The sequence below is a fragment of the Nocardioides salarius genome, from assembly GCF_016907435.1.
In the GTDB taxonomy this organism is placed as follows: Bacteria; Actinomycetota; Actinomycetes; order Propionibacteriales; family Nocardioidaceae; genus Nocardioides; species Nocardioides salarius.
The window spans coordinates 3,656,448-3,677,200 of the sequence record NZ_JAFBBZ010000001.1 but is presented as its reverse complement, the minus strand read 5'-3'; the positions used below and the strand labels follow the sequence as shown (position 1 = coordinate 3,677,200).

At 73.0% G+C, this 20,753-nt stretch carries 18 protein-coding genes and 1 pseudogene; 7 read left to right on the top strand and 12 right to left on the bottom strand.

Going from position 1 to position 20,753, the window contains the following annotated elements; all coding sequences use genetic code 11:
• The first annotated feature begins 2 nt into the window (after window positions 1–2).
• Window positions 3–1,496, top strand: coding sequence for a complex I subunit 4 family protein (locus JOE61_RS17605; RefSeq protein WP_193667619.1), 1,494 nt, complete (start codon window positions 3–5; stop codon window positions 1,494–1,496).
• A 10-nt stretch (window positions 1,497–1,506) separates the two neighbouring features.
• Entirely contained in the window at window positions 1,507–2,904 is a 1,398-nt protein-coding gene (locus JOE61_RS17600) for an NADH-quinone oxidoreductase subunit N (protein WP_193667620.1), read from the top strand.
• Window positions 2,905–2,919: 15 nt separating this feature from the next.
• Here the strand turns inward: JOE61_RS17600 and JOE61_RS17595 are convergent, their stop codons facing one another.
• From JOE61_RS17595 to JOE61_RS17575, 5 genes are all read right to left on the bottom strand, one after another.
• Window positions 2,920–4,671 (bottom strand): N-acetylmuramoyl-L-alanine amidase, encoded by a 1,752-nt coding sequence (locus JOE61_RS17595; RefSeq protein WP_193667621.1) that lies wholly within the window; start codon window positions 4,669–4,671, stop codon window positions 2,920–2,922.
• Between the two features lie 55 nt (window positions 4,672–4,726).
• Window positions 4,727–5,572 carry a potassium channel family protein gene (locus JOE61_RS17590; protein ID WP_193667622.1) on the bottom strand — a complete coding sequence of 282 codons (846 nt, stop codon included), beginning with the start codon at window positions 5,570–5,572 and terminating at the stop codon, window positions 4,727–4,729.
• Between the two features lie 244 nt (window positions 5,573–5,816).
• A complete protein-coding gene (locus JOE61_RS17585) occupies window positions 5,817–6,728 on the bottom strand; it encodes a F510_1955 family glycosylhydrolase (RefSeq protein ID WP_193667623.1) in 912 nt (303 codons plus the stop codon).
• 148 nt (window positions 6,729–6,876) lie between these two features.
• A complete protein-coding gene (locus JOE61_RS17580; protein ID WP_193667624.1) occupies window positions 6,877–7,494 on the bottom strand; it encodes a DUF305 domain-containing protein in 618 nt (205 codons plus the stop codon).
• 101 nt (window positions 7,495–7,595) lie between these two features.
• Window positions 7,596–8,033, bottom strand: coding sequence for a hypothetical protein (locus tag JOE61_RS17575; protein WP_193667625.1), 438 nt, complete (start codon window positions 8,031–8,033; stop codon window positions 7,596–7,598).
• A gap of 288 nt (window positions 8,034–8,321) precedes the next feature.
• Between JOE61_RS17575 and lnt the strand changes: the two genes are divergently transcribed.
• Window positions 8,322–9,911 (top strand): apolipoprotein N-acyltransferase, encoded by a 1,590-nt coding sequence (gene lnt / locus JOE61_RS17570; protein WP_193667626.1) that lies wholly within the window; start codon window positions 8,322–8,324, stop codon window positions 9,909–9,911.
• A gap of 201 nt (window positions 9,912–10,112) precedes the next feature.
• On the opposite strand, the gene JOE61_RS17565 is transcribed toward lnt, so the two are convergent.
• The gene (locus tag JOE61_RS17565) at window positions 10,113–10,499 is read right to left on the bottom strand and encodes a BlaI/MecI/CopY family transcriptional regulator (RefSeq protein ID WP_193667627.1); all 387 of its coding nucleotides are present in this window, start codon (window positions 10,497–10,499) and stop codon (window positions 10,113–10,115) included.
• A gap of 255 nt (window positions 10,500–10,754) precedes the next feature.
• Here JOE61_RS17565 and JOE61_RS17560 point away from each other — a divergent pair, with 255 nt between their 5' ends.
• Entirely contained in the window at window positions 10,755–11,486 is a 732-nt protein-coding gene (locus JOE61_RS17560) for a F510_1955 family glycosylhydrolase (RefSeq protein ID WP_193667628.1), read from the top strand.
• 128 nt (window positions 11,487–11,614) lie between these two features.
• Here the strand turns inward: JOE61_RS17560 and JOE61_RS17555 are convergent, their stop codons facing one another.
• Complete coding sequence (locus tag JOE61_RS17555) at window positions 11,615–12,436, bottom strand: DUF3152 domain-containing protein (protein ID WP_193667629.1); 822 nt, start codon at window positions 12,434–12,436, stop codon at window positions 11,615–11,617.
• Window positions 12,437–12,610: 174 nt separating this feature from the next.
• Between JOE61_RS17555 and JOE61_RS17550 the strand changes: the two genes are divergently transcribed.
• Both JOE61_RS17550 and JOE61_RS17545 read left to right on the top strand, forming a co-directional pair.
• Window positions 12,611–13,330, top strand: coding sequence for a response regulator transcription factor (locus JOE61_RS17550; RefSeq protein WP_193667630.1), 720 nt, complete (start codon window positions 12,611–12,613; stop codon window positions 13,328–13,330).
• Between the two features lie 2 nt (window positions 13,331–13,332).
• Entirely contained in the window at window positions 13,333–14,847 is a 1,515-nt protein-coding gene (locus tag JOE61_RS17545; protein ID WP_307823081.1) for a sensor histidine kinase, read from the top strand.
• Window positions 14,848–14,871: 24 nt separating this feature from the next.
• Here the strand turns inward: JOE61_RS17545 and ppk2 are convergent, their stop codons facing one another.
• On the bottom strand, window positions 14,872–15,810 hold the full coding sequence (gene ppk2, locus JOE61_RS17540) for a polyphosphate kinase 2 (protein WP_193667631.1): 939 nt from the start codon (window positions 15,808–15,810) through the stop codon (window positions 14,872–14,874).
• A 103-nt stretch (window positions 15,811–15,913) separates the two neighbouring features.
• A pseudogene (locus JOE61_RS22730) lies at window positions 15,914–16,414 on the bottom strand (VC0807 family protein); the annotation flags it as partial.
• A gap of 256 nt (window positions 16,415–16,670) precedes the next feature.
• Between JOE61_RS22730 and JOE61_RS22610 the strand changes: the two are divergent.
• The gene (locus JOE61_RS22610; RefSeq protein ID WP_193667632.1) at window positions 16,671–17,318 is read left to right on the top strand and encodes an arsenate reductase ArsC; all 648 of its coding nucleotides are present in this window, start codon (window positions 16,671–16,673) and stop codon (window positions 17,316–17,318) included.
• Window positions 17,319–17,349: 31 nt separating this feature from the next.
• Here the strand turns inward: JOE61_RS22610 and JOE61_RS17530 are convergent, their stop codons facing one another.
• The 3 genes from JOE61_RS17530 to JOE61_RS17520 form a co-directional block, all read right to left on the bottom strand.
• Entirely contained in the window at window positions 17,350–18,054 is a 705-nt protein-coding gene (locus JOE61_RS17530; protein WP_193667633.1) for a lysoplasmalogenase family protein, read from the bottom strand.
• Window positions 18,055–18,082: 28 nt separating this feature from the next.
• Window positions 18,083–19,231, bottom strand: a complete 1,149-nt coding sequence (locus JOE61_RS17525) for a CDP-glycerol glycerophosphotransferase family protein (RefSeq protein WP_193667634.1) — start codon at window positions 19,229–19,231, stop codon at window positions 18,083–18,085.
• Window positions 19,232–19,319: 88 nt separating this feature from the next.
• Window positions 19,320–20,681, bottom strand: a complete 1,362-nt coding sequence (locus JOE61_RS17520; RefSeq protein ID WP_193667635.1) for a DUF222 domain-containing protein — start codon at window positions 20,679–20,681, stop codon at window positions 19,320–19,322.
• Window positions 20,682–20,753 lie beyond the last annotated feature (72 nt).

The following is a 20,753-nucleotide window of genomic DNA, read 5'->3' as shown; positions in this document are numbered from 1 at the left end:
GCGTGCTCTCCGTCCTGGTGCTCCTCCCCCTGCTCGCCGCGGCCGCGCTGCTGGTCCCGGCCGTCCCCGACCGGTGGGCCCGGTGGGCCTTCGTGGGCGTGACGACCCTCGAGGTGGTGCTGGCCGCGGTGCTGTGGGCCCGGTTCGAGGACCCGGGCCCGGGCGCCCTGGCCTTCGAGCAGCAGGTGCAGTGGATCCCCGGCCTGGGGGCGAGCTACCACGTCGGGCTCGACGGGCTCTCGCTGGCACTGGTCCTGATGACCACCGTCGTGTTCGCCGCGTGCGCGGTCTACGCGCTCGGCGACGAGCAGCGCCCCCGCCTGCAGGCCGCCCTGTTCCTGGCCCTCGAGACCACCTGCCTGGGGGTCTTCGCCGCCGCCGACCTGATCGTCTTCTTCCTCTTCTTCGACCTGTCCATCGTGGGCATGTACTTCTCCATCCACGGCTGGGGCCACGGCGACCGGGCGCGCTCGGCGCTGCAGTTCTTCCTCTACACCTTCCTGGGCTCCCTGGCGCTGCTGCTCGGCTTCATCGGCCTCTACGTCGCCTCCGAGCCACGCACCTTCGACATGGTTGCGCTGTCGGCCGACCCGCCGCTGCAGGGCAGCGGCGCCACCGGGGTGCTGGTGCTCGGCGCGGTGCTGCTCGGGCTGGCCGTCAAGACCCCGACCGTGCCGTTCCACACCTGGCTGCCGCCCGCGCACACCGACGCGCCGGCGATCGGGTCGGCCGTGCTGGCCGGCGTGATGCTCAAGCTCGGCACCTACGGGTTCGTGCGGATCGCGATGCCGATGCTGCCCGAGGCCTGGCGCGCCTGGGCACCGGTGCTCGTGGCCGTCGGCGTCGTCTCGGTGCTGTGGGGCGCGCTGGTGGCGCTGGCGCAGAGCGACCTGAAGCGGATGGTCGCCTACACCTCGGTCAACCACATGGGCTACGTCGTGCTGGCCGTCGGGGCGGCCGGGATGCTGGGAGACGGCCCGGCCGACGACGGGGCCCGGGCCACCGCGGTCACCGGCGCGGCGACCCAGATGGTCAGCCACGGCCTGCTGACCAGCGCGCTGTTCCTGCTGGCCGGGGTGCTCTGGACCCGCCGCGAGAGCTACGACCTGGCGGCGTACGGCGGGCTCGCCGCGGACGCCCCCCGCTTCGCCGCCCTCCTGGTGCTGGCGGCCCTGGGCTCGCTGGGCCTGCCGGGGCTCTCCGGCTTCGTCGCCGAGCTGCAGGTCTTCGCCGGCGCCGTCGCGGTGGTGCCCTGGAGCGCGGTGGCCCTGCTGGGCATCCTGCTGATGACGGCGGTGCTGCTGCGTGCGGTCCAGCAGCTGCTCACCGGTCCCGTGAGCGGGCTCGCCGAGGGCTTCGCCGACCTCCGGGCCCGCGAGTGGGCGCCGATCGCCGTGCTGCTCGTCCTGGCGGTGGCGATCGGCCTGGCTCCGCGTCCGCTGCTCGACCTCCTCGAGCCCGCGGCCGCCGCGGCGGCCGCCCTGGTGTCCCGGTGACGCCATGAGCATGACCACGAGCGTCCTGGCGCTGCTGCCCGAGCTGGTGCTCCTGCTCGGGGCGGTCGGCTGCCTGCTGCTGGGGTCGTGGACCCCGCGGCTGCGCCAGCGCCGCGTCCGGGCGGTGGCCGCGCTGACGGGGCTGGTCTTCCTCGCCGCCGCGGTCCGCGGCCTGCTGTCCGGCGCGACCACCGCGTTCTCGGGCACGTTCGCGGTCGACGAGACGACCGGGCTGCTGCGGCTCGTGGTCGGCGTCGCCCTGCTCGTGCTGCTGGTGCTGGCCGGCGACGAGGTGGCCGGGCACCCCCGCGAGAGCGAGGTCTACGTCCTGCTCCTGCTGGGGGCCGACGGCGTGCTGGTGGTGGGCGGGGCCACCGACCTCGCCGTGCTCGTGGTCGGCTTCCTGCTGGCCAGCATCCCCCTCTACGGGCTGATCGGGCTGTCCGCGGCCGCCACCGCCCCCGAGGCCGCGCTCAAGACCTACCTGGTCGGTGCGCTCTCGGGCATCGTGCTGATGCTGGGGGCCGGCGTCCTCTTCGGCCTCGCGGGCACCACGGCGTACGCCGACCTGGGCGCCGGGGTGCGCGACGCGCCGGCCGCCGCCGGGGCCGCCGGAGTGGTGCTGGTCGCCTTCGGGCTGCTGTTCAAGGCCGGGGCGGTGCCGGCGCACTTCTGGGTGCCCGACGCGGTGCAGGGCTCGTGGGTCACCAGCGCCGCCTTCCTGACCACGGTGCCCAAGCTGGGGGCGGTGGTGGCGGTGATGCGGCTGCTCGAGGCGCTGCCCCGCCAGGACGTGTGGCCGCTGCTGGTGGCCGCCCTGGCCGCGCTGGGCATGACCGCGGGGAACCTGGCGGCGCTCACCCAGGGCGACGTGCGCCGGCTGCTGGGCTGGTCGACCATCAGCCAGGTCGGCTACCTGCTCGCCGTGGTGGCCGCCGTGCCGAGCGTCGAGCGGGCCCGCCCGGCGGTGCTGCTCTTCCTCGCCGGCTACGCCGTGACCAACCTGGCCTGCTTCGCCGTGCTGCGCGCCGAGCCGGAGCGCGTGCGCGTGGACCAGTGGCGTGGCGTCGCGCGGCGCCGACCCGGGCTGGTCGCCGCGCTCGGCGTGGCGCTGCTCGGCCTGGTGGGCACCCCGCCCACCGCGGTCTTCGTGGCCAAGGTCGCCACCATTGCGGTCACCTGGGAGGCCGGGCTGGCGTGGCTGGCCGTGCTGGTCGCGGCCAACACGGTGCTGAGCCTGGCCTACTACCTGCGCTGGCTGGCGACCTGCCTGGCCCCGGCGGGCCAGGACGAGGGCCAGGACGAGGACAGCACCACGCGGCGGCTTCCGGCCGGGCTCGCGATGGGCTGCGCCGCCGGTGCGGTCGCTCTCGGCCTGGTCGCGGGGCCCGTGCTCGCCCTCGGGTGAGGGCGAGCACCGGGCTCAGCTGACGATCTCGACCGTCGTCTCGCGCTGCGAGGGGTTGCAGGAGCGGTCGCCGGTGTAGGTGACCACGACCCGGCGCTGGCCCGGCCGCATGGGACGGCGCTTGCCCAGCGTGGTGCGCACCTTGCCGTCGCGCAGGGGCACGGTCTTGGTGCGGCTGCCGACCTTGATGCTCACCCGCCCGGTCGGCGTCACCGCCAGCCCCCGGGGCGGCACGAAGTCGACCAGCACGCGCACCCGCCCGCGCCGCGAGCGTGCCGAGGGCACCACCTTGACCGGCGTGGTGACCCGGCCGGCGGAGACGACGTCCTGGGTGGGCTCCGCCCCCGGGCTGGTGGCCCTGACCAGGGCGGTGATCTCGCTGCCCAGGTCGGCCTCGGTGCAGCGGTAGCGCAGGCCGGTGGCCCCGCTCACGGCCTTGCCGTCGCGGCGCCACTGCACGCTGACCTTGGCGCCCGAGGGCTCGTAGGCTCCCGGGTCGAGCTTGAGCGGCTTGCCCGGTCGGCTGCGACCGGTGACCTCGGGGCGCCGGGTGGCCCGCACCTTCGGCGTGCTGCTGCGGTACCTCTTGACGATCCGGTGGGCCTCGGAGCGCACGTCGTCGAGCCGGGCGTAGAGCAGCTTGCCGGGGCAGGCTGTGTCGTTGGTGTCGCGGTGGCCGTCGATGATGCGCAGCGTCGCCATCGCGCCGGCGGCGTACCTGTCGCTGCCCTCCGAGCGCACCGTGATCTTGCCCCGCGGCTTGCGGCCGTACTGGTCGAGCTTCCAGGCCGCGAGGTCGGCCAGCGCGCCCAGCATCTTCTTCGACGGCCCGGCGACCTCGTAGTTGCCGATGGCCGCGACGCCGGCCGAGGTGGCGTTGAAGCCGAGGGTGTGCGCGCCGCGCACCGGCTTGGTCACGCCGCCGGCCCGGCCCTCCCAGAGCCGGCCGTACTTGTCGACGAGGAAGTTGTAGGCGATGTCGCTCCAGCCCAGGTTCTGGGTGTGGTAGCGGTAGAAGCCGCGGATGATCGCCGGCACGTCGGCCGGGGCGTAGTCGTTGCCGCTGGCGCTGTGGTGCACGTGCAGCTGCTCGATGGTGGAGTTGTAGCGCGGCGAGCCGTCGCGCCAGGACTCCGTGGCGCCCCACTGCTTGCGGGTGCGGATCGCGGGCCGCGGCACCGGCTCGCCCTGGCGCGCGGCCGTGGAGCGCCCGGCGACCAGCGAGGCCGGCACCTCGTCGAGCTCGTCCTCGGGCCGCGGCGCGGGGTGCAGCAGCACCAGGGTCAGCGCCTCGGGGCGCACGCCGCTGACCTGCACCTGCACGCCCTCGGCGGGGCCCACCCAGCGCAGGTGGGTGCCATTGACCGCGGTGTCCTCGGCGTCGGTGGGGTCGGGGTGGTCGTCGAGGGTCGGCAGCACCGCCCACTGGCCCCACTGGCCGGCGACCTTCGAGCGCACCGACACCTCGGCGGTGCTCTCGCCCTGCCAGGTCACCGCGACCATGGAGTGCACGGAGGTGGGCAGCGCCCTGGTCGACCAGCGCGCCTGCGAGGAGCGGCGCAGCATCGTGTCGTCGAGGCGCACCTCGAGGGACTTCACATCCGACCCGCTGTCGGCGGAGAGCTCGAGGGCGCCGCCGGGCGCGAGGTCGTCGTCGGGGCGTGAGGAGGGGTCGAGTCGCACGGCGACCCCGACCGCGCCGACGGCGACACCGCCGACGACGGCCGCCTTCACGAGGGAACGTCGGTGGGTGGGTTCGGGGGGCATGGGGCGATTGTGCCGAGAGCGTGGCTCCAGATCCGGGAGGCACGACCAGGAAGGCTCAGTCCTTGGCGGCGCCTCGCGGTGCCAACGCGGCCAGCATCCCCGACCGGTCTGTCGGTAGGTCGAACTGTGCGCTGAGGACCACGAGCAGATGATCCACGAGCTCGTCGAGCGCGCCCTGCGCGACCTGCCGGTCCGAGGGGTCTTCGACGCCTTCACGTGCAGCGGCGGTCACGAGGTCGAGATCTCTGAGGAGCGACCCGAGACCGAGCCGGGGGTCGCTCTCACGGAAGTAGAACGTCTCGGAGTTCTGCACCAGGTCGACCGTGACGGCGCTCAGGGCAGCTGTCCATCGGTGCAGCTGGTCGACGGCGACCCGGTCGTGAGCCGTCGCTCGCAGGGCGGCACTGAGGTCGAGGGCGAGGGAGCGGCGCCGCGCCAACGCCGGGTAGATCTGGCTGGTCCACCCGATGGCCGCGGTGAGCACGCCGAAACCCAGCAGTCCCTGCAACGGGACCAGCAGCCGCGCCCAGGGCTGGGTCAGGACCACGTCGCCCAGGCCCAGGGTCGCGAGGGCGACCGACGAGAGGTAGGCAGCCCCCTCGACCCCGCCCCGGCTGGGCACGCCGTGCCCGTACGTCGCGCCAGCCGGGAGCAGCGGGAGGTAGAGCAGGGCGAACCCGGCGACCAGCAGGGCGATCCACAGCAGCATGGCCAGGACGACGGACAGTGGTCCCGCTAGCAGCTCGCCCCGTCGGCCGGCCCGTGAGCCCACCGCCCACAGCGCAGCGCAGATCCGCGCACTGAACGCGCCGTGGTCGCCGGGATGGAACAGGGTGTGGAAGACGTCCCTGAGCGCCAGCAGCACCAGGAGAGCACCCACGACGGCGGTCACCACGTCCATGCCACCACCCTAGGACTCCCCATTACTATCGTCACTAGTACAAGTGTCACGCCACCGGGGCGGCGGGGCACGGCCAACACCGCCCTGCTCGCGCATGCCACCGGCGCCCGACGGGACAGCACCCTGGCTGGCCGCGACCTGCTCCCCAGACGTGGGGGGGTCATGACAGGTTGCGCGCGGTGTGCGCCGCGGCTCTGCGTCGTACAAGGCTGAGCATGTCCAGGCGCTCGTCTGTGCGCGCCTGTCATGGTGTGCCCTGGTAGGTGAACAACGGCGTCCAGGTCGCCCCGTCATCGCTGGAGGTGAACAGGCCGGCGTCGCTCGCGGCGTACCAGGCCTCGTCGCCGGCCTCGAACGCGGAGGGGCTGCCGGGCAATCTGGCCCGTGTCTGCCAGGTGGCGCCCTGGTCGCGCGAGAGCAGGGTCGTGCCGTCGGGAGCGAGTCCGCCCAGCTCGTCGTCGGTGGGCCAGTCGAGGAAGGTCAGGACCGGGGCTCCGGAGAGCCCACTCTCGTCACCGGTCGCTGCGTATGAGCGCAGCCGTCCCGTGCTGTCGGTGGCCAGGGCGCGTTCTGGGTCGGTCGGATCAGCCGCGACGTCGATGAACTGGCCCTCGGCGAGCAGGTCCCACTCACGACCGTCGGAGCTGGTCAGCAGCCGCCCGCCCACCGAGTCAGCACCCCAGATGCGGGTCTCGGTCGAATCCAGGGCATGGAAGTCGGCCTCGCCTTCGAGGCTCGCGCTCGACCACGTTGCTGCGGTGTCACTCGACTCGAAGAGCCCCAGGTGCGGGGCACGGTTGCTGTCGAGCTGGGGGTGCCCGCTGGCAAGGAACCGACCTGGCCCGGCCACGGTGAAGCCCATCGTGTCGAAACGTTCGGTGCCGACCGGCTGCACCTCTCCGCTGTCGCCGACCGCGAATACGCCCTCGTGCGCGCCGACGTAGAGGCGGTCGTTGCCAGGATCGATGCCGATGCCGTGGATGTGTCCGACTGCGACGGTCCCGCCGGCTCCGACAGCCCCGGGTGCGCTCGAATGATCGTCGCCCCTGAGCACCCAGACCATGAGGGCGACGGCGAGCAGAGCCCCGGTGCCGCCGATGATCAGCGCTGCTCGGCGCTTGGGGGCGGGAGGTCCCTGAGGGGTGCGGTACGGCACAGAGACGGAATGTGAGGTGTTCATCGACGGTGCTTTCGTGTGTGAGCCGCATGAGCCGGCAACAGATGAGGGACCCGAGCGGCCCCACCCAGGGGCGGGGGAAACGCTTGCTGGGTGAGGCCGCTTCACCGGGGCGTGAAGCCCGGGGTCAGGGGCTGAGCAGGCCTTCAAGCTGCTCGATCTCGATCTGCTGAGCGGACTCGATCTCCTTGGCCAGCGCAATCGCATCCGGGAACTCGCCGTTGCCCTGTTCGGCCTGTGCCATCTCGATCGCGCCGGTGTGGTGCGCGATCATCATCTCGATCCACATGTCCTGGAACTCGGCGTCGGAAGCCTCGGCCAGGCCAGTCATCTCGTCGGGGCTCATCATCCCCGACATGCTCGACATGTCGTCGCCACCCATGTCCATGCCGCTTGATGCGTCAGGGACGTCCTGGCCCCAGTCGGTCAGCCACGTCGTCATGGTCTGGATCTCGGGCTCCTGTGCGCCTCGGATCTCGTCGGCGATGGCGGCAACCTCGGGGTCCAGGACGCGTCCCTGGGTGAGAGCGACCATCTCGATGGCTTGGGCGTGGTGGGGGATCATGTCGGTGGCGAACTGCACGTCGGCGCCGTTGAAGACGTCGCCGTTCTCGGCTGTCCGTCCCGCGGAGGGGTCGGCGGTGGCGTCGGTCGCATCGTCGCCGCAGGCAGCGAGGGCGCCGGACAGGGCGAGGACGGCAGCGCTGGCGATGGCGACGTTCTTGATGCGGGTAAGGGCGAACACAGTTGTCTCTTTCCTTGATGCCGCACAGACGCGGCGTGAGGTACGTGCGGGCGCGAGGACCACCCGAGCTCACGATGCGGAGAGCTCGGTGGCAGCGCCTGTCAGCACCTTTGGATCGAGAGGGCGTACAAGTCGGGCGGGTCAGAGTCGCGAGTGCGCGACGGAAGGACGCCCCGGCTCGTGTTCGTGGTCACGACCGAAGAGAGCGGGTACGAGAGACCGCGGCGACGCAGCGCCAGGAAGATCGCGCCGGCTAGGAGCGCCAGACACAGAGCCATCCCGACGTACATGTCTCCGGACTCGACGACGCCGCTGGTGGGAGCGGCACCGCCGCTCTTCATGGCGGTGTCCAAGCTGGTGCCCGTCACGTCGGCGGCCGTGTGGATGCGCATGGTGACGTCGTCCACGGTATTGGTGGACCCGGCCCCCATGGCTTGGTGGGTGCCCGTGCGGTACGACTCGGCGGGGCCATGGCTCGCGGTCCCGTGATCGGACAGGCCGTGCATGGAGGAAAGCCCGGCCAATGTCACGAGCAGCACGAGGAGGCGTACGCCGGAGGACCCCCCGCGGCGCCGCGCTGGGACCAATCCCATTCGCCTCACACGCCGTAGCCTATGGTGCGGCTACAAGGGTCATTTCAACGGGGCGGGTGCCTCAGAGACTTCGCCGTTCTCGTCGTCGGACCGCTCACAGTGCAGCGCAGATCCGTGCACTGGACGCGCCGTGTTCGCCTGGATGGAACAAGGTGTGGAAGACGTCCCTGAGCCCCCAGGACTCCCCGCTACTATCGTCACTAGTATGAAGCGTCACGCCATTGGCTCTCCGCGATGATTCGCACAGCGGTCACGGTGCTCGGATCAACGGCGGCGGCGCTGGCGCTGGGCCTCGCCTTCGACTCGGCGACGGTCCGCTGGTTCGCACCGCTGGCGGTGGGTGCGGTCCTGGTGGGCTGGAGCAGGGCACGCTCATGGCGAGGCGCCCTGACGGGCGGGCTCTCGTTCGGTCTCGCCTTCTGGTCGACCCACCTGTGGTGGGTGATCGCCTCGACCGGACCGCTCGCCTGGGGCGCACTGGTGACCTGGGGGGCGGCCGGCACGGCCATCACCGCCCTGCTCGCGCGTGCCACCGGCGCCCGACGGGGCAGCACCCTGGTGCTGGCGGCGACCTGGTGGGGCGTGGAGGCTGCGCGATCGAGCTGGCCGCTGGGGGGCCTGCCCTGGGGGCGGTTGGGGACCACCGCGCTCGACACCCCCTGGTCCGGCCTCCTGGCGTTCGCCGGGGTCGGCGGGACCAGCCTCCTGCTGGCCTGGGCGGGAGTGGTCGTCACCCGTCGACCCGTCACCTGGCTGGCTCGGGCAACCGACGTCCGTCGACCACGCAGCGAGGGCGTGCACGACACGGCAGGTCGCGTGGCCGTCACCCTGTGCCTCGCATCACTGCTCGTCGCCGGCTCGACCACCGACCCCGGCCCCAGCACCGAGACCGCACGGGTGGCGATCGTGCAAGGAGACGTCCCCGGCGACGGCACCAGGGTGCTGGAACACCGCGAGGCGATCCTGGCCAGCCACCTCGCCCTGACCCAAGCACTGTCCGAGGAGCTGCGCGCCTCGGATCAACCGCTCCTCGACCTGGTCGTGTGGCCGGAGAGCTCGCTACCGGCCGACCCGCTGGTGGATCCCGCGGTCCGCGCTGCGGTCGAGGCCAGCGTGGTGGCGACCGGCGACGCGCCACTGCTCATCGCCGCGATCGCCGAGGGCCCCACCGCCGGCACGGCCCTCAACCAGTCGCTCCTCTGGGGTCGTGACGGCCCGGGCGGCCGCTACACGAAGGCACATCCCGTGCCGTTCGGCGAGTACATCCCGTGGCGGGACCGACTGGCCTGGATCTCCCCGCGCCTGGACGAGATCCCGCGCGACATGCTCGCGGGTGCCGAAGCACCGAAGCCACTGCCCGCTGGAAGTCTCGACCTGGCGGTCGGGATCTGCTTCGACGTCGCCTACGCCGACACGATCGGCGCCCAGGTCCGGGCGGGCGCGGACCTGGTCGTCGTCCAGACCAGCAACGCCGCGTTCACCGGGACCTCCCAACCCGAGCAGCAGTTCCTGATCTCCCGCGCCCGAGCGGTGGAGACCGGACGTGACATGGTCGTCTCATCGGTGAACGGCGTGAGCGGCCTGATCGCCGCCGACGGGTCGGTGCGCTCCCGGCTCCCCGTGACCACACCAGCGGCCCGGGTCGTCGAGGCAAGGCTCTACGACACGACGACACCAGGCGTGCGGGTCGCTCGCTTCAGCGACGTCGTCGGAGTCCTGGCGTTGACATTGCTGCTCGTCCGCCTTGCGCTGTCGAGCCTCCTCCGGCGCCGGGACACGGCCGTCGAGACACCGGCCGACCGATCTCGAGCGGCTGGCGCGTGACGACGCCCGCGATCGCCGCCCATGTCCCCACTTGCTCACGAGCGCTCGAGGGCATGGGCGACCAGCACGTGCGGTGGTGCCGTGCGCGCAGGTGCGCCCGTTCGTGGACCAGCACCCAGTCGAGCTGGACGGGCGAGAGAGCCGCGTGGGCCGCTCGGGTCACCACGGTTGGAGGACACGGACCGCGCAGCGAGGCGGCGATCACGCCAGCGGAGGCTGGGGGTCCGCTTCCGGACGCTCACCGGCGTCAGCCACCAGTTCGCGCAACGCCACCAGGTCCTCGGGGCTGAGCTGTTCGACGAAACGCAGCAGGACGCCGCTGCGGTCGCTGGCGCCGACCATCGCCTGCCCCATCAGCTCCGCCGTGTGGCTCTCGCGAGACCCGGTGGGGCGGTAGAGGTAGGCACGCCCCTGCTTTTCCCTGAGCAACAGGCCCTTGCGGTGCAGATTGTCCATCACCGTCATGACGGTGGTATAGGCCAGCGGCGGTCGTCGGGTCATGTCCTCGAGCACGTCGCGCACGGTTGCCGGGCGGTCCCAGGACCAGAGTCGTTCCATCACCGCCGCCTCGAGTGGCCCCAGACCCATGCCTCCCCCCGTCCCGTCGCCCGATCGCCATGCTAGCCCGCACCCCGCGTCGCGCCCCGCATCCAGCCCTTGGCTACGATCGTGCTTCGTAGCCCCTCTCCGGAAGGTCGATCGATGTCCACCCTCCACCCCCGCCCCGGCCGCGCTCGCCGCAGGTCACTCGTCACGGCAGCACTGCTGCTGACTGCTCCGCTGGTCGGATGTTCAGGTGGCGAGCAGTCCACGCAAGGTGAGGCCGCCTTTTCCCCCGACCACGTGCACGGCTTGGCGGAGGAGCCCGGGACCGGACGGCTGCTCCTGGCCACCCACGACGGACTCTTCGCGCTGCGCGCCGACGGTGATGCCCCCTCGGCGGTCGGGGAGCTGAACACCGACCTGATGGGATTCACCGTCACCGCCGGCGGCGACTACTACGCCAGCGGCCACCCCGGGCCCGGCGAGGAAGGCCCGGCGGCCCTGGGGCTCATCACCTCGGGCGATGCTGGGCAGACCTGGCAGGGGGTCTCCCTGGCCGGGGAAGCGGACTTCCACGCGTTGGACGCTGCTGGCAGCGCGTTGTACGGCGTCGACGGCGCCGTGCGACTGCTGCGCAGCTTCGACGCCGGGCTGACCTGGAGCGAGCGCACCCTGCCCGAGCCGGTCGCCGACGTGGCTGCCGATCCGGGCTCCGATGCCCTGGTGGCGACCAGCGAGGCGGGGCTCCTCCTGAGCACTGATGCCGGCGAGAGCTTCTCGCCGCTGACGGACGCGCCGCTGCTGATGCTCGTGGACTGGGCCGAGGACGGCGGTCTCGTGGGCATCTCTCCCACCGGCCAGGTCCACACCGCCGAGGACGCCGACGACGAGTGGTCCGAGCAGGCCACGGTGGATGGAGCGGTGCAGGCGATGACGGTCACGACGTCGGGTGCGGTCTACGTCTCCACCCAGGACGAGCTCCTGCGCAGCGACGACGGCGGCAGCACGTTCAGCACGGTCACCTCCTACTAGACCCGACCCGCTGACCCGCCCCAGTCCGGGCGAACCCCCTCCACCTCGTCTCGCGGTCGAGGTTGCCCAGGTCGCGGCGGTGGTCTCCCGCTGCTGGGACGTCAGGCGATCCCCGAACAGCGCCGAGCTCAGGGATACGGCCAGGCGTTGGGCACGCAGCCGTCGAGGACCACGGTCTGCTGCAGCATCACCGGGGCGGGCAGGCCGGGGCCCGGGCAGCTCTCGTGGCCGTTGCCCAGCGCGTGCCCGACCTCGTGGTTGACCAGGTAGCGGCGGTAGCCGCGCAGCCCCCCGTCGTAGGCCAGCGAGCCCCGCACCCAGCGCACCGCGTTGAGCGCCACCACTCCCCCGTTGCGGCACGACAGCTCGCCGCGGGTGTTGAGCGGGGCGCAGAAGCGGTCGGTGGTGGCCGGCGTGGTCACCAGGATGCGCAGGTCGGGGTCGGCTGCGGTGGGCTCGAGCACCCCGGCCTCGCCGCGCACCCAGCTGCGCGGGTCGCCCAGGATGGCGCGCACCTGCGCGGCGACCTCGGCGGCGTCGATGCCCGAGGCGGCCAGCCCGCGCTCGACCTCGACCGTGTACGTCGTGAGGGTGCCCGGGGGTGGCGGCTGCTCGACCGGGGCCACCTCGAAGGTGCCGGGGCCGGCGTACGGCACCGGCTCGGGCTCCGGCTCCGGCTCCGGCTCGGGGCGTGGGTCGCGGCCGCGCACCGGGTCGACGACGGCGGCTCCGACGTTGCCGAGCGAGGCGGCCGTGCGCCTCGGCGCGGAGTCGGCGGCAGCGGGCGCGGGGGTCTCCTCGGCGACCGAGGACTCCGCGCCGACCGGGCCCAGCATCGCCAGCGCGCCGAGCGCAAGCGCCCCTGCCGCGCCGAGGCCGACCACGGCCCGGTGCCGACGGGGCACCGCTCGCGGCGCGGGTCGTGGCGCGCGGTGCCGTCCGCTGCTCACGTCTCGCCGACCCCCTCGTGCCGCGCAGGACCCCGGCGGCCCCACGCACCCGGCCATCGTAGGCAGCGACGGCGGTGGCGGCAGCCCCGGGCCACCGCCGCGGCGACCGTGACTCACAGGTTCCTCCCAGGCAGCGCACAGCCACCGACCGGGACGGCGCGCAAGGATGGTCGCGTGACACCGACGCAGAGCACCCCGCCCGAGGCCCGGCTCCTGGTCGTCGACGACGAGCCCAACATCGTCGAGCTGCTGGCGGCGAGCCTGCGCTTCTCCGGCTTCGAGGTGCGCACCGCCCCCGACGGGCGGGCGGCCCTCGACGTGGCCCGCGACTGGCGACCCGACCTGGTGGTCCTCGACGTGATGATGCCGGGCATGGACGGCTTCGAGGTCGTGCGCCGGCTGCGCTCCGAGGGCCGGCTGTGCCCGGTGCTCTTCCTGACCGCGCGCGACGGCGCCGAGGCCAAGGTGCAGGGGCTGACCCTCGGCGGCGACGACTACGTCACCAAGCCGTTCAGCCTCGAGGAGGTCGTGGCCCGCATCCGCGCGGTCCTGCGGCGTACGACGCAGGGCGCGGCGAGCGTGCCGTCGACCCGGTTCCGCTTCGAGGACGTCGAGCTCGACGAGGACTCCCACCAGGTCTGGAAGGACGGGCGCGAGGTCACGCTCTCCCCCACCGAGTTCAAGCTGCTGCGCTACTTCCTGCAGAACCCCGGGCGGGTGCTGAGCAAGGCCCAGATCCTCGACCGGGTCTGGCAGTACGACTTCGGCGGCGACGCCAACGTCGTGGAGTCCTACGTCTCCTACCTGCGCCGCAAGGTCGACACGACCGAGCCGCGGCTGCTGCACACCGTGCGTGGCGTCGGCTACGTGCTGCGCGTCCCGAGCGGGGCCTGAGCGTGCGCGGGCTGGCCGGGCCGGCCGGGCCGGCCGGGCTGGCCGGGCTGGTGGGGCGGGTGCCGCTGCGCCGGGCGCTGGTGGCGACCCTGCTGCTGGTGGTGACCCTGGCCCTGGTCGGCTCCGGCCTGGCCACTCACGCGACCCTGCGCGGCTACCTGCTCGACCGGGTCGACGAGCAGCTGCGCGGGGTGGCGCCGGTCCTGGCGGGCAGCACCGGGCTGGGCGAGACGCCCACCCGCTCCCGGGGCCCCCAGGGGCGCGGCCCGCTGCCCAGCGAGTTCGTGGTGCAGGTCGTCGACGAGTCGGGCCAGGTCGTGCTGGGGCCCACGAGCAACCTCGTCGACGACGAGCCGCTGCCGCTGCTGCCCAGCGACCCCGCGGCCGAGGACGCCGAGGACGCCGAGGACACCTTCACGGTCGGGGCGGTCAGCGGTGACGGCCGGTGGCGGGTCCGGTCGGTGCCGGTGACGCTGGCCGACGGCTCCTCGGGCACCCTGATGGTCGCGCAGAGCCTCGACGACGTGGAGGGCATCCTCGACCGCCTGGTGCTGCTGCTGCTGGTCATCGGCGTGGTCACGCTCGCCGTGGTCGGCGCGGTCGGCTACCTGCTCGTGCGGGGCAGCCTGCGCCCGCTGCAGGACGTCGAGCGCACGGCCGCCGCGATCGCCGCCGGCGACCTGTCCGAGCGGGTGCCCGAGGCCGACGAGCGCACCGAGGTCGGCCAGCTGGCGGCGGCGCTGAACGTGATGCTCGGCCGGGTCGAGTCGGCCTTCGCCGAGCGCGAGGCGGGCGAGCAGGCGGCGCGCACGTCGGAGGAGCGGATGCGCCGCTTCGTCGCCGACGCCAGCCACGAGCTGCGCACCCCGCTGACCACGATCCGCGGCTTCGCCGAGCTCTACCGCCAGGGCGCGGTCAGCGACGACGACGGCGTACGCCGCGTGGTCGGGCGCATCGAGTCGGAGGCGCAGCGCATGGGCCTGCTCGTGGAGGACCTGCTCCTGCTGGCGCGCCTGGACCAGCAGCGGCCGCTGGCCAGCGAGCCGGTCGACCTGCTCGACCTGACGACCGAGGCGGTGGAGAGCGCACGGGCGGTGCAGCCGGACCGCCCGGTCGTCCTCGAGGTCGGCTCGCTCGACGGGCTGCCCGTCGTCGTGGGCGACGCGCCCCGGCTGCGCCAGGTGCTCGACAACCTGCTCGGCAACGCGCTGCGGCACACGCCCGAGGACACCCGCGTGACGGTCTCGGTCAGCACCCGCAGCGGCGACGACGGCGCGCCCGCGCGCGTCGCGGTCGAGGTCGCCGACGAGGGGCCCGGCATGGACGCCGACCACGCGCGCCGGGTGTTCGAGCGGTTCTACCGCGCTGACGAGTCCCGCAACCGCACCGACGGCGGCACCGGTCTCGGGCTGGCCATCGCCAGCTCGCTGGTGCAGGCGCACGGCGGCACCCTCGGCGTCGACACCGCCCCCGGGCGGGGTGCGAGGTTCCGGGTCGACCTGCCCGCCGAGCGGTGAAGACCGACCAGGGTCGCGGGAGGCTCAGGACCAGGCCTCGACCGGGTTGGGGAAGTGTCGCGCCGGGCCGTCCTCGACACCGGTGACCTCCTTGGGCGACCCGACGAGCTGCGGGTCGGGTCCACCGACCAGCTCGTGGTCCTTCGACGGGTACTCGAACCGCGAGAGCAGCACCCGCATCGCCTCGAGCCGGGCGCGCTTCTTGTCGTTGGACTTGATCACCGTCCACGGCGCGTCACCGGTGTGGGTGTGGAAGAACATCGTCTGCTTGGCGCTGGTGTAGGCCTCCCACTTGTCGAGGCTCGCGAGGTCGGTCGGCGAGAGCTTCCACTGCTTGACCGGGTCCTGGCCGCGGGCCTCGAAGCGGGCGAGCTGCTCCTGCTTCGAGACCGAGAACCACAGCTTGACCAGGTGCATCCCCGACCGCACGAGCATCCGCTCGAGCTCGGGGGTCTCGCGCATGAAGTTGAGGTACTGCGTGGGCGTGCAGTAGCCCATCACCCGTTCCACGCCGGCCCGGTTGTACCAGGACCGGTCGAAGAGCACGATCTCGCCGCCGCTGGGCAGGTGCGGCACGTAGCGCTGGAAGTACCACTCGCTGCGCTCGCGCTCGGTGGGCACGCCGAGCGCCACCACCCGGGCACCACGCGGGTTCAGGTGCTCGGTGAAGCGCTTGATCGCCCCGCCCTTGCCGGCCGCGTCCCGTCCCTCGAAGAGCACGGCCACCCGCAGGCCCGAGTCCTTCACGTGCGCCTGCAGCTTCAGCAGCTCGATCTGCAGCCTGCGCTTGGTCCGCTCGTAGTCGCGGCGGCCGAGCTTGGCGTCGTACGGGTAGCCCTGGCGCCACGCCGGCAGGCCCTCCGGCCCGGCCAGGTCGTCGAGCTCGTCGCCCTCGGGGCGCAGCTCCTCGTTCAGGTCCGCGATCTCGTCGAGCTCCGCGGCGTGGGACGGGGTGGTCGTCATGCCCTCCACGGTGGGCGAGGCGACCAGCGTCCGTCAGGGCGAGCGGGGAGCCGAGCAGGCCCTCGCGCCCGGCGACGAAGGCGGCCAGCGCGACCGTGGCGACCGCGGCCAGCACGTTGATGGCGAGCATCGAGGCGCTCTTGACCAGCACGAAGGTCTCGAGCGTCTGGGTCTGCAGCAGCCACAGGGTCAGCGCCGCCTTGCCGATCCCCAGCGCCGCCCACAGAGCGGTGAGGTGCCAGAAGAGCCGCCGGATGCGCGGACGCATCGCGATCTCGAGGTCCATCGGGTAGAAGTCGCCGGCCAGCCGGGCGACCATCGGCCGGGCGCTGGCGAGCGAGAGCAGGAAGAGCAGCCCGACGACGCCGTCGCTGATGACCGGCTGCAGGAAGTAGAGCCAGGTGCTGTCGGCCAGCACCGAGAGCAGGGTGCGTCCGGTCAGCAGCACGGCAGCCAGGACCAGCAGTCCCGAGGTGCGGCGCCCGGTCAGCAGCCGCCAGCCGATGGCGCCGTACGACCAGAGCAGGGCGGCCACGACCGCCGGCCACACCCCCGCCAGGGCGAAGACGCCGTAGAAGAGCACCGCCGGCACGACGACGGCCACGAGCAGGCTGGAGCAGACCCGGCGCACGACGGAGCCGAGGCTCGGGCAGTGGGACGCGGGGGCTGCGGGGTGGGCTGCCAAGTGATGGTTCCTCCACCGCGGGTGACGACGTCGACAGGGCGTCAGGGGAACCCACGGCGCTGCCAGCCTACGAGAGCCGGCCTGAGGTCACGGCATCGTCGCGTCCGATTGACCGGGGCCGGTCGCCTCAACGAGTATTGCCTCAACATTCATTGAACTACTGAGGAGCACCGCCGTGACGACCCACCACCCCGACCCGCTCGAGCACCGCGTGGCCGTCGACGCAGCCCTCGACCGCCTCGCCACCGAGTTCGCCGCCACGTTCAACCGCGCGACCATCGACCGCCTGCTGCGCTCGTCGGTGCGCGAGCTGAGCGCGACCGCGTCGGTGGTCCACTACGTCCCCCTCCTCGCCGAGCGGTTCGCCCGCCAGCGCCTGCAGGCGCTCGCGCGCACCGAGGGCCGCGTCGACGACGGGCGGCCGGTCGTGCTGTTCCTGTGCGTGCACAACTCCGGGCGCTCCCAGATGGCGCTGGGCCTGCTCGAGGAGCTGGCCGGCGACCGCGTGGTCGGTTGGTCCGGCGGCTCCGCGCCGGCCGGCGGGCTCAACGACGTGGCGGTGGCGGCGATGGCCGAGCGGGGCGTCGACATCTCCTCCGAGTTCCCCAAGCCGTGGACCGACGAGATCGTCGGTGCCGCCGACGTGGTGGTCACCATGGGCTGCGGCGAGGCCTGCCCGCTGCTGCCGGGCAAGCGGTACGAGGAGTGGACGCTCGACGACCCCGAGGGCCAGGACCTGGCGCAGGTGCGCGCGGTCCGCGACGAGATCGAGCGGCGGGTCCGTCGGCTGCTCGACGAGCTGGGGGTCCCGGCCTCGTCCTGACCCGGCCTCGTCCCGGCCCGGGCCCGTCGGGTCACCCAGTGCCGTCGCCGGCCAGCGCGGCACCCTCGGCGAGCAGCAGCTGGGCCGCTGCGTAGGTGAGCATCACCGCCGACTCGAGGCGCTGCGGCGGGTCGGTGAGCCACAGCTCGCGCAGCCCGATGATCGCGTCGGAGAGCAGGAACAGCCCGGCACCGGCCATGGTGCGGCGCCGCGCCGCCGCCCCGACCGAGGGGCCGACCTGGGTGCTGGTGGCGGCCATCGAGGTCAGCACCGCCGAGTACGCCGCGATCGTCGCGCCCAGCCGGCGGTCCTGGCGCGCGGCGGCCAGCGCGAGCGGCGGCGCGGTCAGCCCCCACAGCAGCCCGAGGGCCGCCGGGGCCGGCCAGCGTGGTGCCCCGCGCCGCGACCGGAAACCGCCGATGTAGGCAGCGTGGCCCAGCGCGAAGGAGCCGGCGCCGGCCATGAACCTCTCGGGGGCCGCGCCCAGGAGGAGCACGTCGCCGCCCCACCCGCCGGCCTGCGCCGCGAGGGTCGTGGTGCGCAGCGGCGACCCCGTCGCCCGCGGGTCGGTGGCGAGCGACGCCGCCAGCACCGGCATCAGCAGCGGCTTGGTCACCGTCCTGGCCCGGTGCGCCCGCCGGCCGGCGGTGCCGGCGAGCAGGGTGTCCAGGGCCGCGACGGCGACGTACGCCGATCGGAGCCGGCGCGACGTGGTGCGGCTGGGGACCAGGGCCATCCGCTGACGGTAGTGCCTGGCGGGCGGCTCAGGCGATGGTGTCGACGACCTGCTCGTCGCCGGCCACCTCGCCGACCAGGCGGTCGCGCAGGTGCACCAGGTCGGAGACGGAGTCGAGGAAGTGGCGGGTGCTGTCGCCGACCTGGAGGTCGTCGAAGTAGTGGTGGCGCATCGCCAGCCGGGCCAGGTGGTGCTCGTCGCGCTCGAGCCGCGCCGTGAGCAGGCTCGTGAGCCTGCCGACCGTCGTGCTGTCGACCACGTCGGCGCAGCGGCTGACGGGCACCTCGCGGCGCAGCCGCTCACCGTCGTGGTGGCGGTCGGTGAGGAAGATCGGCTTCTCGGTGCGCAGGTAGAGCCAGTCGAGGCCGACCGAGGAGACGTCGGTGATCATCGCGTCGCAGTCGGGGATGACCGCGAGGATGTCGCCGCGCAGCACCTGCGCGTGCCCCGCCCCGGGGTCCCGCTCGCCGGCCTCGGCGACCAGGCGCAGCACCTCCAGGTGCGCGTCGCGCACCGCCGGGGTGGTGCTGGTGACGATCTTGGGGTGCGGCTTGTAGACCAGCCGCACGTCGGGCACCTCCAGCACGGCCTCGACGATCAGCGCCCCCAGCACGTCGAGGGAGGTGTAGTCGTTGTAGTCGGCGTCGCCCTCCCACGTGGGGGCGTAGAGCACCGTGCGACGGGCGCTGGGCGCCAGCAGCGGCGCCGGGCGCAGGTCGAGCTGGGGGCGCCCGGTGCGCACCAGCCGACGGGTGTCGAGCTCGAGCAGCCCGCTGTCGTGGCGCTGCACCGCGGCCTCGCCGGCCACGAAGACCCGGTCGTATGCCTTCGCGTTGTTGCTGGCCATCGACTGCTTGTCGCTCTCGCCGTGGTTGATGTGCACGTGCAGGCGACGGCCGTCGAGCAGCGACTGGAAGTTGAGCATCGAGTTGTTGCAGTAGAGCACGACCTTCGCGTCGAGCCGGTCGTAGAGCGCGGTCAGCTCGGGGAACTCCACCGCCGTGAGCACCGGCAGGTCGGTGCGCTCGCGCAGCACCTCACCCGAGGCTGCGTCGCGCACCACGATCGCCACCGGGTGCTGCTCGTGCAGCAGCGCCAGCACGTCGAGCCACTGCACGAGCTGGTAGGTGCGGGTCGGGTCATCGGCGAAGTAGGCGATGACGTGCACGTCGTTCACGAGCGGAGTTTACGCCCCTGCCCCCTCACCTGCCGCGCCGCGGCGGGCGCTGCTACCGAGATCGGTGTAGATCGGCGACTGCACCTGCTCAGGCGGCGTGGTCGATGCGGCGGGTGCCGGTGGGGTCGACGAGGTAGATGGCACCGAAGCGGTCGCGCCACAGGAAGATGCCGGGGAAGGGTTGCTTGACCCGCAGGTGTCCGAACGTCTTGACCCGGTGGTGGGTGGCGGTCATCGGTCCGTAGTTCCCGACCTCGCTCGACCCACCGGCCACCCCGGGCGCCCAGGGGTCGGTGTGGTCTGTCTGCATCGTGTTGCTGGTGCAAGAGGAGAAGGGGAAGACGTCGGCCGGCGAGATCACGCGCACGGCCCGCCTATGTCGCGCCGGGATCTCGTAGGCATCCACGGGCACCTGTCCGAGTGGGTCGAACACCGGGCGGATCGTGAACCTCGCGTGCCGACCGAGGACCTCGCGGACCCACTCCCGGGTCACCGGGCCGTGGCCCTCCACCCTCGCGATCGCCGGGACGCCACCGGTGCCGCTGTCGGTGCTGATGTCGTGGCCGTCGAGGTGGACCACCACCTCCACCCTCGGTGTGAGCCCGGTCAGGTCGAGGTCCTCGGGAGCCGTGTCGGGGTGGGCGAGCATCAGCACCGCCAGCACCCGCCGCTCGTCGGCGCACACCACCGTGGTCGCCTCGTCGGGCTGCTCCTCCCCGACCGGTTGACGGATCGGGTCGGCGGCGTGCGGATCATCGGGCAGCTGCCCGCGCAGCCGCTCCGCGAGCGCACCGATGGTGGCGTCGAGCTGGGTGATCACCGGGATCGGGGCGCGGATCAGGAACGAGGCCATCCCGTGCTCGGGCTTGCCCACGATCTTCGCGAACGTCGCGCGCCGGGCACGCTCCTCCTTCTCCCGCGCCAGCTCCGGGGCCGCGGCGGCGACCTTGCCCACCACCAGCGCCTCGAACCGCGTCCACGGAATCCGACCGTCCGCGGACTCCGCGACCTCCGCATCGACCCACTCCGCCTCCACCGCGGTCAGCTCACGGGTCTTGGTCACCACGAACCGGGCATACGAGGACCGCACCTCCCCGGCCACCACCCGTGCCCACAGCACCGGGTGGCGGTGGTGCAGGTCCTGCGCGTCCGCGATCAGAGCAGCCGCCGCGTAGGTGGTGCGCCCGATCCGGACACCCAGCTCGGCGGCCGCGAACTCACTGACCGGCGCGGTGCCCTCACCGCCGTACTGGCGCGCCTTCTCCCGCCCCGGCAGCACCGCCACCTTGGGACCCAGCACCCCAGGGCGGGCGGGGTCGTGCAGCACCGCCCACCGGTACGCCACCCGCAACAACCCCACCTCAGCCCGCTGCGCCGCGGTCGCGAGCTCGGCAGCGGTGTCGAGGACAGCCTCCTCCGACATCTCCTCCACCACCGCGTCCTTGAGCATGACTCCACCCAATCACCAGCCGCCGACATTCCCGCCTGACCCGCGTTTCCGCAGGTCAGACGGATGATGACG